The sequence below is a fragment of the Kitasatospora cheerisanensis KCTC 2395 genome (assembly GCF_000696185.1).
Lineage (GTDB): Bacteria > Actinomycetota > Actinomycetes > Streptomycetales > Streptomycetaceae > Kitasatospora > Kitasatospora cheerisanensis.
The window spans coordinates 3014638-3027354 of the sequence record NZ_KK853997.1; the positions used below are offsets into that span (position 1 = coordinate 3014638).

Consider the following 12717-nt stretch of genomic DNA (forward strand, 5'->3'; position numbering starts at 1 on the left):
ACAACCTATCCCGTCCGGCGGACAACGAACGATCATTTACGGCCGGTTCCGGACAGGCCGACGCCGGTGCCACCGGGCACCGGCGTCGGCAGGGCGGGGCTCAGCCCCAGGGGTCGCCCTCGGCCGTCATGTTCTCGGCGGCCTGGCGGTCCTCGCGTTCCTGGCGGATGCGGCGCTCCGCGTCGTCGCGGGCGCGTTCCACGTCGTCGCCGAAGGCGTCGACGGCCTCGTCGTGGGCGAGGGCGGCCCGCTCGGGCGAGTCGGCGGCCGGCTGGGCCGCCGGGTGGCGGAACCTGTCGAAGATGCCCATGTCTCCTCCTCGGGTGGGCGTCCCCCTCGTGGCTGCCTCACTGTCACGGTACGCCGAACGGGACGGCCCGGTCGGGTCCGTCCCGTGGTGGCGCGGCGGTCAGGAGGACTCGTCCTCCTGCTGGGTGTCCTGAGCGGCCTCCTGGCCCTGCGGGATCACGCCCTCGGCCTTCTCACGGGCCTTCTGCTCGGCCTCCTCGGCCTTCGGCTCCTGGTTGCCGAGCGCGGACTTGGCCTGGTCGGCGAGGTCCTTCGCCTTGTCCTTGAACTGGTCGCCCATACCCATGGCTCCTCCTCGGATGTATGCGGACAACGGGCTCCGTCCACCCTCGCACCGGCCCTCGGGGGTCGCACCCGGGCAGGCCGCCGCTCACCCGGCCGGCGGACACCGGCCGCGGGCCGGGGCGCGGCCCGAACTGCCGTGCCCCGCAAGGAAGAAGGCCGATGGTCCCGGATCGCAGCGCCGATCGGCCGTAGCCGCCGCCCGGTCCCTCGCCCGAGGCTGAGGGGGTCAACCGGTCCCGGCAGTGCCGCCGGGGCGCCCCGCAGCCGCACCCCGAGAGGTGAGCCGCGCCATGTCCGGTCAGAACTCCCCCACCGCGCCCGCGAAGAACCCCGCCGCGAACCCGAAGCACCCCGCCGCGCCCGCGAAGACCCCGCCGGCGCCGGCGCGTCCGACGACCCGGGCCCCGCCGTGGACGCCCTGGTCGCCAACGGCCACAAGGCCCTGCAGGAGTACGCCGGCCTCACCCAGGAGCGGGTGGACCGGATCGTGAAGAAGGCCTCGCTGGCCGCGCTCGCGGCGCACACCCGGCTGGCGGTGCTCGCCGTCGAGGAGACCGGGCGCGGGGTGTTCGAGGACAAGGCGGTGAAGAACGTCTTCGCCTGCGAGCACGTCGCGCACTCGATGGCCGGGATGCGCACGGTCGGCGTGATCTCCCGGGACGACCTCGACGGGATCGTCGAGATCGCCGAGCCGGTGGGCGTGGTGGCCGCCCTGACGCCGGTGACCAACCCGACGTCCACCGTGGTCTTCAAGGCGCTGATCGCCTTGAAGACCCGCAATCCGATCGTGTTCGCCTTCCATCCGGCGGCGCAGCGCTGTTCGGCGGAGGCGGCCCGGATCGTCCGGGACGCGGCGGTCGCGGCGGGCGCGCCGGCGCACTGCGTGCAGTGGGTCGACCGGCCGTCGATGGCGGCGACGCAGGCGCTGATGGCGCACGACGGGGTGGCGACGATCCTGGCCACCGGCGGCAACTCGATGGTGCGGGCGGCGTATTCGTGCGGGAAGCCGGCGCTGGGCGTGGGTGCGGGCAACGTGCCGGCGTACGTGGAGCGGAGCGCGGACCTGAAGCGCGCGGTGAACGACATCGTGCTGTCGAAGACCTTCGACAACGGGATGATCTGCGCCTCCGAGCAGGCGGTGATCCTGGACGAGGAGGTGTACGGGGCGGCGCTGGCGGAGTTCCGGCAGCTGAAGGCGCACCTGGCGGACGCGGAGCAGAAGGCGCTGCTGGAGCGGCACCTGTTCGGGGTGGCCGCGGGCGCCAACTGCGCGGGTGCGCGGCTGAATCCGGACGTGGTCGGGCAGTCGGCGGCGGAGCTGGCGCGGGCGGCGGGCTTCGAGGTGCCGGAGGACACCTCGGTGATCCTGGTGGAGGTGGCCGGGGTGGGCGAGGAGGAGCCGCTGACCCGGGAGAAGCTCTGCCCGGTGCTGGCGGTGCTGCGGGCGGGTTCGCGGGCGCAGGGCGTCAAACTCGCCGCGGAGATGGTGGAGTTCAACGGTCTGGGGCACTCGGCGGCGGTGCACACCGAGGACGCGGCCTTCGCCGAGGAGTTCGGCGCCGGGGTGCGGGCGTGCCGGATCATCTGGAACGCGCCGAGTTCGCAGGGCGGCATCGGCGACGTGTACAACGCGTTCCTGCCGTCGTTGACGCTCGGCTGCGGGTCCTGGGGCCGCACCTCGGTGTCGGGGAACGTCTCGGCGCTGCACCTGATCAACGTCAAGCGGATCGGGCGCCGCAACAACAACCTGCAGTGGTTCAAGGTCCCGCCGAAGATCTTCTTCGAGCGCAACTCGCTGAGCTACCTGGCGGACATGCGCGGGGTCCGCCGGGTGGTGGTGGTCACCGACCGGACGATGGTGGAGATCGGCCACCTGGAGCGGGTCCGGGAGGTGCTGCGCCGGCGGCCGGACCCGGTGGAGGTGCGGGTGGTGGACTTCGTGGAGCCGAATCCGAGCATCGCGACGGTGGAGAAGGGCGCGGAGCTGATGCGCGGCTTCCGGCCGGACACCGTCGTGGCGCTGGGCGGTGGTTCGCCGATGGACGCGGCGAAGGTGATGTGGCTGATGTACGAGCACCCGGAGGTGGACTTCGCGGATCTGAAGGAGAAGTTCTTCGACATCCGCAAGCGCGCCTTCACCTTCCCCGACCTGGGCGAGAAGGCGAAGCTGGTGTGCGTGCCGACCACCTCGGGCACCGGCAGCGAGGTCACCCCGTTCGCGGTGATCACCGACCCGGAGACCGGCCAGAAGTTCCCGCTGGCGGACTACGCGCTGACCCCGACGGTGGCGATCGTGGACCCGGCGCTGACCACCGACCTGCCGCCGGAGGTGACGGCGGACTCCGGGTTCGACGCGCTCACGCACTGCATCGAGACGTACGTGTCGGTGTACGCCAACGACTTCACGGACGGGCTGGCGCTGCAGGGCATCCGGCTGGTCTTCGAGAACCTGGCGGCGGCGGTCCACGACGGGCCGCGGGACCAGGTGGCGCGGGAGCGGATGCACAACGCGGGGACGATCGCGGGCATGGCCTTCGGCTCGGCGTTCCTGGGCGTGGTGCACGCGATGGCGCACACCCTGGGCGCAACCTTTCACGTGGCGCACGGGCGGACGAACGCGCTGCTACTGCCGCACGTGATCCGCTGGAACGGTTCGGCGCCGGCCAAGGTGACCAGCTGGCCGAAGTACCGGAGCTACGTGGCGCCGGAGCGGTACCGGCAGATCGCCCGGACGCTGGGGCTGCCCGCCGACACCCCCGAGCAGGGCGTGGAGTCGCTGGCGCTGGCGGTGGAGGAGCTGCGCGACCGGGTCGGCATCCCGCGCTCGTTCAAGGAGGCGGGGGTGGACGAGGCGGCGTTCCTGGCGGCGCTGGGGCAGCAGGCGATGAACGCGTACGAGGACCAGTGCGCGCCCGCCAATCCGCGGATGCCGATGCTGCGGGACATGGAGCTGCTGATGACCCGGGCGTACTACGGCGACGACCGCGCGGTGTGAATTCCGGGGACGAAGGTCCCTTCCGATCAGGACTTTCCGAGCCCATGTGACTTTGTGAATCGTTTCACAATAGTGCGCAGAGGGCGAGAGGCGGGAGCGGCAGCAATGAGCACACAGCACGCGGAGCGCACCCGGAGCGGTGCCTGGGACGGCTTCCGGGGCGGTCTCTGGCGGGACGCCATCGACGTCCGCGACTTCATCCAGCAGAACTACACCCCGTACGAGGGCGACGCCGCCTTCCTGGCCGGGCCGACCGAACGGACCGCGCGGATCTGGCGGCGGATCACCGAACTGTTCCCCGAGGAGCGCGCCAAGGGCGTCCTGGACGTCTCCTGGGACACCCCGTCCACCATCACCGCGCACGCGCCCGGGTACATCGACCGGGACGAGGAGCTGATCGTCGGACTCCAGACCGACGCCCCGCTGAAGCGGGCGATCATGCCGAACGGCGGCTGGCGGATGGTCGCGGGCGCGCTGCGGACGTACGGCTACCCGGTCGACCCGGAGCTGGAGCGGGTCTTCACCGTGCACCGCAAGACCCACAACGCGGGCGTGTTCGACGCCTACACGCCGGCGATCCGAGCCGCCCGCAAGGCCGGCGTCGTCACCGGCCTGCCGGACGCGTACGGGCGGGGCCGGATCATCGGCGACTACCGCCGGGTCGCGCTGTACGGCGTGGACCGGCTGATCGCCGCCAAGCGGGAGGAGAAGGCCGGCCTGGACGCCGCGCCCGCCGACCCGCGCACGCTGGAGGGCGTCATCCGCGAGCGCGAGGAGCTGGCCGAGCAGATCCGCGCCCTGGAAGAGCTCAAGGAGATGGCCGCGAGCTACGGCCACGACATCTCCGGCCCGGCCGCCACCGCCCAACAGGCCGTCCAGTGGCTGTACTTCGCCTACCTGGGGGCGGTGAAGGAGCAGAACGGCGCGGCCATGTCGCTCGGCCGCACCTCGACCTTCCTGGACGTCTACCTGGAACGCGACCTGGCCGAGGGCCGGCTGACGGAGCGTCGGGCCCAGGAGCTGATCGACGACTTCATCATCAAGCTGCGGATCGTCCGCTTCCTGCGCACCCCCGAGTACGACGAGCTGTTCTCCGGCGACCCGACCTGGGTCACCGAGTCGATCGGCGGCATCGGCACGGACGGCCGCCCGCTGGTCACCCGGACCTCGTTCCGCTACCTGCAGACCCTGTACAACCTGGGCCCGGCGCCCGAGCCGAACCTGACGGTGTTCTGGTCGCCGAAACTCCCGCAGGGCTTCAAGGAGTTCTGCGCCCGGGTGTCCGTCGACACCTCCAGCGTGCAGTACGAGTCGGACGAGCTGATGCGCCCGCGCTTCGGCGACGACACCGCGATCGCCTGCTGCGTCTCCGCGATGGAGGTCGGCAAGCAGATGCAGTTCTTCGGCGCCCGGGTCAACCTCGCCAAGACGCTGCTGTACGCGATCAACGGCGGCCGGGACGAGAGGACCGGCGAGCAGGTCGGCCCGGAGACCGGCCCGATCGAGTCCGAGGTCCTGGACTACGACGAGCTGCTGGCCCGCTTCGACCGGCAGCTGGAGTGGCTGGCCGAGACGTACGTGCACGCGCTGAACGTCATCCACTACATGCACGACAAGTACGCGTACGAGCGCCTGGAGATGGCCCTGCACGACCGGGACGTGCGGCGCACCATGGCCTGCGGCATCGCCGGGCTGGCGGTGGCGGCGGACTCGCTGTCGGCGGTCAAGTACGCGACGGTGCGGCCGGTGCGCGACGGGTCCGGCCTCGCGGTGGACTACACGGTGGAGGGCGAGTACCCGGCGTACGGCAACAACGACGACCGGGCGGACGGCCTCGCGGTGGGGCTGGTCGAGGAGTTCATGCGGAAGGTCCGCAAGCACCCGACCTACCGGGGCGCCGAGCACACCCAGTCGGTGCTGACCATCACCTCGAACGTGGTGTACGGCAGGAAGACCGGCGCCACCCCCGACGGCCGCCGGGCCGGCGAGCCGTTCTCGCCGGGCGCCAACCCGATGAACGGGCGCGACACCCACGGCTACGTGGCCAGCGCCCTGTCGGTGGCGAAGCTCCCGTACGACGCCGCCCAGGACGGCATCTCGCTGACCAACACCGTCACGCCCGACGCGCTGGGCCGCACCCCCGAGGAGCGGGTGCGCAACCTGGCGGGCGTGCTGGACGGGTACACGGCCGTCGGCGGGTTCCACATGAACGTCAACGTGCTGAACCGGGAGACCCTGCTGGACGCCATGGAGCACCCGGAGAAGTACCCGCAGCTGACCATCCGGGTCAGCGGCTACGCGGTCAACTTCGTCCGGCTGACCAGGGAACAGCAGCTGGACGTCCTGAACCGCACCTTCCACGGCTCGCTCTGACACTCCGACAGGTACCGGGAGGCACCGCCATGACCGTCACGCTCCCCGCCGGCGCGCGGACCGTCGGGTCGGTGCACTCCTGGGACCTGTCGACCGGGGTGGACGGGCCCGGCACCCGGTTCGTGGTGTTCCTCGCCGGGTGCCCGCTGGACTGCCTGTACTGCCACAACCCCGACACCAGGCAGCTGCGCAACGGCCGCCGGACGACGGCGGACGCGGTGGTCGCCGAGGCCGCCAAGTGCACCGCGTTCATCCACGCCGCCGGCGGCGGCGCGACCGTCTCCGGCGGCGAGCCGCTGCTCCAGCCCGCCTTCGCCGGCGAGCTGTTCCACCGCTTCAAGCACGAACTGGGCCTGCACACCGCCCTCGACACCTCCGGCTTCCTGGGCGCCCGGGCGGACGACGCGCTGCTCGCCGACGTCGACCTGGTGCTGCTCGACATCAAGTCCTGGGACCGCGCGCTCCACCGCCGGGTGACCGGCCGACCGCTCGAACCCACCCTGGACTTCGCCCGCCGCCTCGCCGACCGGGGCAAGGAGGTCCACCTCCGCTTCGTCCTGGTGCCCGGCCTCACCGACCCGCCCGGCAACGTCGACGGCGTGGCCTCGTTCGCCGCCTCCCTCGGCAACGTCTCCCGGGTCGACGTGCTCCCGTTCCACAAGCTCGGCCGGGCCAAGTGGGAGGCGCTGGGCCGGGAGTTCACCCTGGCCGACACCCCCGTGCCCACCGCCGAACAGGTGCGGGCCGCGCGCGACGCCTTCGCCGCGCACGGCCTGCACGCCGTGTGACGGGACGTCAGCCGGAGACCGAGGGCGCGCCGGTCTCCAGGTGGCCGGTGAACCGCTGCGACCAGCTGGCGTCGCCGCTGACGGTGACCGTGAAGTCGTACCAGCCGTTGGCGTTGGCCACCACGTTGAAGAAGTCGCTGGTGGCCGCGCCGGCGGCGACCTGGTACGTCCACGGGCCGTCGGTGCGGTAGTTGTTCGAGGTGATGGTGAAGGTGACCGGCGCGGCGCCCGCGTTGGCCAGCTTGAACCAGAGGGCGAGCCGGCCGGTGTCGGGCGCGGCGGCGTAGCTGGTCGTGACGGCGACGTTCTTGCCGGCCGCGGTGGCGTCGCCGGTGAAGCGGCGCAGGAAGCGGTTCGGGCCGATCACCGTCAGGTCGTACTTGCCCGAGCCGTAGCCGGTGCCGCAGTTGAAGAAGTCGCTGGTCGCGCCGCCGGCGTCGACGGTGTACTGCCAGGGGCCGCCGGACCGGTAGGCGTTGGCGTAGGCCGCGAAGTGGCTGGTCGCGGTGCCCGCGTTGGACATCGCGATCCACACCTTCATCACCCCGCCGGAGCCGAACTCCAGGTGGTCCAGGTTCGCCACCGGCTGGTACGGCAGCGCGCGGGCCGGGCGGGTGCCGGCCTCCTGCCCGGGCAGCTGGTTGTTGACGGGCGCCGGGTTCGGCAGCGGCCCGCACGCGGCCAGGCCGATGGTGCCCGAGGTGTCGGGCAGCGCGGGCATCCCGTACACCGGGTTGGCGAAGTCGAACAGGCCGGTCAGGTCGCCGCACACCTTGCGGCGCCAGGCCGAGATGTTCACGCAGGTCGCCGGCTTCCCCTGGGCGGCCGTCCACTTCTCCAGGAAGCGCAGCACCGAGGTGTGGTCGAAGGTCTCCGAGGAGACCCAGCCGCCGCGGCTCCACGGCGAGACGGCGAGCATCGGGACGCGGAAGCCCAGGCCGATGTTGACGCCGTTGTAGAACTCCCCGGCCGTTCCGGCGGGCGCGGCCGGCGGCGGGACGTGGTCGAAGAAGCCGTCGTTCTCGTCGTAGTTGATGAACAGGATCGAGGAGTTGAAGACGTTCGGATCCGCGTTCAGCGCGTCCATCACGTTGTGCACGAAGTGCGCGCCGTCGGCCGGCGTGGCGTACGGGTGCTCCGAGGACGCCTGGTCCGGCACGATCCACGACACCTGCGGCAAGGTCCCCGCCAGCACGTCCGCGCGGATCGCCGCCACGATGTCGTCCGGGGTCCGGTTGGTGGCCTTCGGGACGGAGCCCATGCCCTTCACCGCGAGTGCGCTGCCCGCCGGGGCCGAGGAGAACTGGGTGAAGTACGCCAGCGCGTTGTCGCCGTAGTTGTCGGACGCGTTCTGGTAGACCTTCCAGCTCACCCCCGCGTTCTCCAGCGCCTCCGCGTAGGTCTGCCAGCGCAGCCCCGACTCGTCGCCGCCGTCGTACGCCGGGCCGCCGGCCGCGCCCGCCGGGTCGATCTGGCCGGACCAGTGGTAGGTGCGGTTCGGGCCGGTCGCCGACAGCACCGAGCAGTGGTAGGCGTCGCAGACCGTCCAGTTGTCGGCCAGCGCGAAGTGGAACGGGATGTCCGCCCGGGTCAGGTACCCCAGCGTGCGGACGTTGCCCTTGGCCGCCACCCAGGAGTCCAGCTTGCCGCCGTTCCACGCCTTGTGCTGGTCCGACCAGGCGTGCGACAGGTCGCCGTTGCACTGCGCCAGCCGCTCCGGGTCGGCGCCGCCGGCCGGCTTGGTCGCGCTGAACTGCCACGGGTACTGACGGCCCAGCAGGTTCGGCTGGTTGAACACGCTGTAGCCGCCGGATATCTGGATCGCCGAACGGTCCGCGAAGCCGCGCACGCCCTTCAGCGTCCCGAAGTAGTGGTCGAAGCTGCGGTTCTCCTGCATCAGGATCACCACGTGCTTCGCGTCCGTGATCGTCCCGGTGGTGCTCAGCCCCGCCGCGACCGCGGGCGCCGTCCCGCCCGCCACCGCCGACCCCGCGACCGCCGCGCCGGCCGCCGCGCTCGCCGACAACGCCATGAACTTCCTACGACTCAGCTCTGCCACTCTGACCCGCCCGCCCTTCGGCTGCTGATGATGTTGTCCAGACACCTCGTGTCGAACGCCGAGCATCCTCACGCAGCCGGGGCGACATGGCCATGACTTTCCCCGAAGGATTGTTGGACTGTTCACCAGGTGAACGGCCGGGTTCGGCCAGACCCGCCACCCCCACCCGAACCCGGCCTGCGCCCTCCCCCCTATCACCTCTCACCTCTCACCTCTCACCTCTCACCGCGAAGCGGAACCCGCCCTCAGTCCTTCACCGTGATCCCCAACGCCTGCGCGAACTGCGGTGCCAGGTCCAGCAGTTGGTGCGTCGAGATGATCGCGCCGCGCAGCCCGAGGTGTCCGTCCGGGAGGCCGAGGCTCGCGGCGCGCCGCAGGTCGGTGTTCTTCAGCGTCGCGCCGCGCAGTCGCACCTCGTCGAGGGTGGAGCCGGGAAAGCTCACGTCGGTGAGCTTCGCGTCGGCGAAGTCGACGTCGCGGAGCAGGCAGTCCTCGAAGACCACGTCGCGCAGCACCGCGCCGCGCAGGTTGACCGCCTCGAGCTTGCACTGCCGGAAGACGGTGCGGCGGATCGCGGAGCTGTACGCGGAGATGCCGGCCAGCACGGTGGAGTCGATCTCGCTGTCCTGCCATTCGCTCTCGGCGAGGTCGACGCCGACGAGTCGCCCGCCGTGCAGCCAGGCCTCGTTGAAGCCGGCCCGGCGCAGCTTGGTGCTCTCGGCGCGGATGCCGGTGAAGGCGCATTCCAGGAACGTCGCGCCGCCGAGCTGCCCGGCGAGGTCGAGGTCGTCGAAGTGGACGGTGTCGTAGCGGGCGTCGGCCCGCAGCGGGCCGGTGTGGCGTTGCAGCAGGTGGGCGTAGGGGAGGTCTTCCAGTCGCACGGGGTCGGTCAGCTCCGTTTCGGGTTCTTCGCGGACAGGGTGATGCCGATGGCGACGGCGAGTGCCACCAGGAGCCCGGCGACGGGCACGCCGGCGGCTCCGGCCGGCGTCGCGGCCAGCACCGACAGGGCGGCGAGCGGCAGGATCAGCTGGGCGACGCCGTGCTTGTGGTGGCGCGAGTGCAGGGCCCAGACGGTGAACAGGAACAGCGCGGTGGGGACGGTGACGGCGGCGTTCGCGGCCAGGTCGGAGATGTGGGCGGCGCCGACGGCGTGCTCGACGGCGACCTCCAGTCCGGCGCCGACGGCGGCGGCCGAGGCGAAGATCAGGTAGTGGCCGTAGCCCCAGGGCAGCGCCTGCCGGACCGAGCGCAGGTAGGGGTGGGCGTCCTCGGCGAAGTAGATCCACCAGGCGCCGAAGCAGATCAGCAGTCCGCCGGCGGCGATCGGCAGCAGTTCGGAGACGGCCCGGTGCTCGTCCAGCGCGGTCTGGATGGCGACGGTCGCGGCCGCCACCGTCTCGCCGAGCACGATGATGGTGAACAGGCCGTACCGTTCGGCGATGTGGTGCCGGTGCCAGGGCGTCGGGTTGTGCAGTTCGGCCCAGACGGGGACGGCGAGTTCGGCGATCACGCCGACCGGGAACAGCGGGGCCACGAGCCCGTGCGGGACGAACACCACGACCACCCAGAACGCCTGGACGAGGGTGATGCCGGCGGCGTAGCGCAGTGCGGCGGTCCGGCCGGGCCCGCTCTCGCTGCGGGCGGCGCGCAGCCACTGGGTGACCATGGCGAGGCGCATCAGCAGGTAGCCGGCCACCGAGAGGGTGAGGTTCTGGTCCTCGAACAGGCGCGGGATGCCGGCGGCGAGCACCAGCACGCCGGTGATCTGGACCAGCGTGGTCAGCCGGTAGGGGACGTCGTCGACGTCGTACGCGGAGGCGAACCAGGTGAAGTTCATCCAGGCCCACCAGATGGCGAAGAAGGACATCAGGTAGCCGGTGAGGGCGACCGAGAGGTGGCCGGCGGCGAGCGCGTGGGCGAGTTCGCGGCCTGCCTGGGCGATGGCCACCACGAAGCACAGGTCGAAGAAGAGTTCCAGCGGGGTGGAGACCCGGTGGGACTCGCCCTGGTCGCGGGCCAGCATCCGGCGGACCGGGCGGTAGCGGTCGGGGGCGGCGGTCATCGGCCTGCTTTCACGGCGGGGCCGCGCGGCAGGGGACGGGCGCGGCCGGGGAGTTGAGGGACACCGGTGATCCTGGCATCCGGGGCCCGGCGGCGCACGCACCGCCCCCGCCACGCCGATTGGTCCGGTTCCGCCCGTTTTGACTGCCCGTCAGGCAGAGTTGACGCCGCAGTGCGCGATCCGGGTGACAGCAGGCGCGTTCCGGGCCATTTGCTGTGCGACTTGTCCCGTCCGCCCCGTTTGGCCCGATAGATTCCTCCGCGGATGGACGGCCGGACGGGCGCTTCACGGGCAACGCGGAAGGTCAAGGAGGGCGGCGCGGACGACGGGGGCGGAGTTGCCGCTGCGCCCGGGTCCGTCCGTCGCCCCTCCTCGCGATCACCGCGCTGTCCGGCGGCGCCCCGACCCGGCCGGTCGGGCTATCCCCGGTCGCCCCGCACCGGCCCGACGTGGCCTGATGACGGTATGCGTACAGCCGTGCACCGAGCTCAGCGGGGGTCGTCGTGAACTGGGTCGATGTGGCCGTCCTGCTCGGCATCCTGCTGCTCACCGCGGGCGGCATGTTCCTGGTGCAGCGTCATGCCTCGGTCCCGGCCCGGGAGAGCTGCAACGACGTGGCGGGGTTCATCTTCGCCGCGGTCGGCGCCTTCTACGCGGTGCTGGTGGCCTTCGTGGTGATCGTGGTGTGGGAGAACACCTCGACGGCGAAGGTGACGACCTTCGAGGAGGCGGACGAACTGGCCGGCGTCTACTGGATGTCCCGTCAGATGCCGCTGCCGGAGGGCTCCCAACTGGAGGGGCTGACGCTGAGCTACGCGCACGCGGTGGTGAACACCGAGTGGCGGCTGATGGCGGACCACCGCAGCGACCCGGCGGCGACCGCGCTGATGTACAAGATCCGCGACTCGGCACTGTCGTTCCAGCCCGAGACCAACCAGGAGTCGACGATCTACCAGAACCTGGTCCAGCACGTGGACGGTCTGGCCAGCAAGCGCCGGGCCCGGCTGAACCTGATCGCCGACTGCGTGCCGCCGCTGCTGTGGGCGGCGCTGATCGCCGGCGCGGTGGTCACCATCGCGTTCACCTTTCTGTTCGGCCTGTCCAATACCTGGGTGCACCTGGCGATGGTGCTGTCGCTGGCCGGGCTGATCGGCCTGTCGCTGATCGCGATCAAGGAGATGAACTACCCGTTCGACGGGGCGAACAAGGTGCAGTCGACCGCCTTCGAGGTGTTCCTGAGCCGATTGCCGCCCCAGCGGTGAGCGGTGCGCACGATGCGTGGCGGACCCGTCACGATTCGGTGGAACGGCGACGGCCGTGTAGTGTTCTCCAGGTCAGCAGGCGCCGCTAGCTCAGTTGGTTAGAGCAGCTGACTCTTAATCAGCGGGTCCGGGGTTCGAGTCCCTGGCGGCGCACAGACGGTCGGAGGCCCCTCGCGGAAGCGGGGGGCCTTCGGCGTTCCCGGGGGCTCCGGAGGCCGCCGGAAACCTGGTTTCACCGCAGGTCGGGAAGCGTGTAATGTTCTCTTCGTCAGCAAGCGCCGCTAGCTCAGTTGGTTAGAGCAGCTGACTCTTAATCAGCGGGTCCGGGGTTCGAGTCCCTGGCGGCGCACAGACGGCCGAAGGCCCCTCGCGAGAGCGAGGGGCCTTCGGCGTTTCGGCGTTCCCCGGGTTCGGCGGGGCCGCCTCGATCGTGTGAGCGGTCCGCCCATGTCCCCTTGCGGGGTCCGCTCGTTGAGGAAGCGGGAGACACGCGGCTAAGAGGTATTTAAAGATCGTCTTAGGAGAAATGGGACATAGTTCCCTAACATCTGACAAGTCGATCGATCAAGCTGGCGAGGTTC

9 protein-coding genes and 2 tRNA genes are annotated in these 12717 nt (G+C 71.2%); 6 read left to right on the forward strand and 5 right to left on the reverse strand.

Going from position 1 to position 12717, the window contains the following annotated elements:
* Positions 1–100: 100 nt before the first annotated feature.
* Entirely contained in the window at positions 101–310 is a 210-nt protein-coding gene (locus KCH_RS13575) for a hypothetical protein (protein ID WP_035862976.1), read from the reverse strand.
* A gap of 99 nt (positions 311–409) precedes the next feature.
* Positions 410–595 (reverse strand): hypothetical protein, encoded by a 186-nt coding sequence (locus tag KCH_RS13580; RefSeq protein WP_035862977.1) that lies wholly within the window; start codon positions 593–595, stop codon positions 410–412.
* Between the two features lie 408 nt (positions 596–1003).
* Here KCH_RS13580 and adhE point away from each other — a divergent pair, with 408 nt between their 5' ends.
* The 3 genes from adhE (at position 1004) to pflA (ending at position 6750) form a co-directional block, all read left to right on the forward strand.
* The gene (adhE, locus tag KCH_RS13585) at positions 1004–3589 is read left to right on the forward strand and encodes a bifunctional acetaldehyde-CoA/alcohol dehydrogenase (RefSeq protein ID WP_051653037.1); all 2586 of its coding nucleotides are present in this window, start codon (positions 1004–1006) and stop codon (positions 3587–3589) included.
* Positions 3590–3694: 105 nt separating this feature from the next.
* Positions 3695–5962, forward strand: coding sequence for a formate C-acetyltransferase (gene pflB, locus KCH_RS13590; RefSeq protein WP_035862979.1), 2268 nt, complete (start codon positions 3695–3697; stop codon positions 5960–5962).
* Between the two features lie 29 nt (positions 5963–5991).
* Positions 5992–6750, forward strand: coding sequence for a pyruvate formate-lyase-activating protein (gene pflA, locus KCH_RS13595; protein WP_035862981.1), 759 nt, complete (start codon positions 5992–5994; stop codon positions 6748–6750).
* Positions 6751–6757: 7 nt separating this feature from the next.
* On the opposite strand, the gene KCH_RS13600 is transcribed toward pflA, so the two are convergent.
* The 3 genes from KCH_RS13600 to KCH_RS13610 all read right to left on the reverse strand — a co-directional run bounded on the left by KCH_RS13600 (position 6758) and on the right by KCH_RS13610 (position 10874).
* The gene (locus KCH_RS13600; RefSeq protein ID WP_157032038.1) at positions 6758–8809 is read right to left on the reverse strand and encodes a phosphocholine-specific phospholipase C; all 2052 of its coding nucleotides are present in this window, start codon (positions 8807–8809) and stop codon (positions 6758–6760) included.
* A gap of 245 nt (positions 8810–9054) precedes the next feature.
* The gene (locus tag KCH_RS13605) at positions 9055–9690 is read right to left on the reverse strand and encodes a pentapeptide repeat-containing protein (RefSeq protein WP_244305325.1); all 636 of its coding nucleotides are present in this window, start codon (positions 9688–9690) and stop codon (positions 9055–9057) included.
* Positions 9691–9698: 8 nt separating this feature from the next.
* Positions 9699–10874 carry a low temperature requirement protein A gene (locus tag KCH_RS13610; protein ID WP_035862987.1) on the reverse strand — a complete coding sequence of 392 codons (1176 nt, stop codon included), beginning with the start codon at positions 10872–10874 and terminating at the stop codon, positions 9699–9701.
* Between the two features lie 503 nt (positions 10875–11377).
* On the opposite strand from KCH_RS13610, the gene KCH_RS13615 reads away from it, so the two are divergent.
* The 3 genes from KCH_RS13615 to KCH_RS13625 all read left to right on the forward strand — a co-directional run bounded on the left by KCH_RS13615 (position 11378) and on the right by KCH_RS13625 (position 12485).
* Positions 11378–12136 carry a bestrophin-like domain gene (locus tag KCH_RS13615; RefSeq protein ID WP_035862990.1) on the forward strand — a complete coding sequence of 253 codons (759 nt, stop codon included), beginning with the start codon at positions 11378–11380 and terminating at the stop codon, positions 12134–12136.
* Between the two features lie 79 nt (positions 12137–12215).
* Positions 12216–12289: transfer RNA gene (locus KCH_RS13620), tRNA-Lys, on the forward strand.
* Positions 12290–12411: 122 nt separating this feature from the next.
* Positions 12412–12485: transfer RNA gene (locus tag KCH_RS13625), tRNA-Lys, on the forward strand.
* Positions 12486–12717: the final 232 nt, after the last annotated feature.

What these genes read in the sequence shown, in the direction of transcription:
- KCH_RS13575 (WP_035862976.1), bottom strand. Translation starts at nt 310, where the DNA reads ATGGGCATCTTCGACAGGTTCCGCCACCCGGCGGCCCAGCCGGCCGCC.
- KCH_RS13580 (WP_035862977.1), bottom strand. Translation starts at nt 595, where the DNA reads ATGGGTATGGGCGACCAGTTCAAGGACAAGGCGAAGGACCTCGCCGAC.
- pflB (WP_035862979.1), top strand. Translation starts at nt 3,695, where the DNA reads ATGAGCACACAGCACGCGGAGCGCACCCGGAGCGGTGCCTGGGACGGC.
- pflA (WP_035862981.1), top strand. Translation starts at nt 5,992, where the DNA reads ATGACCGTCACGCTCCCCGCCGGCGCGCGGACCGTCGGGTCGGTGCAC.
- KCH_RS13610 (WP_035862987.1), bottom strand. Translation starts at nt 10,874, where the DNA reads ATGACCGCCGCCCCCGACCGCTACCGCCCGGTCCGCCGGATGCTGGCC.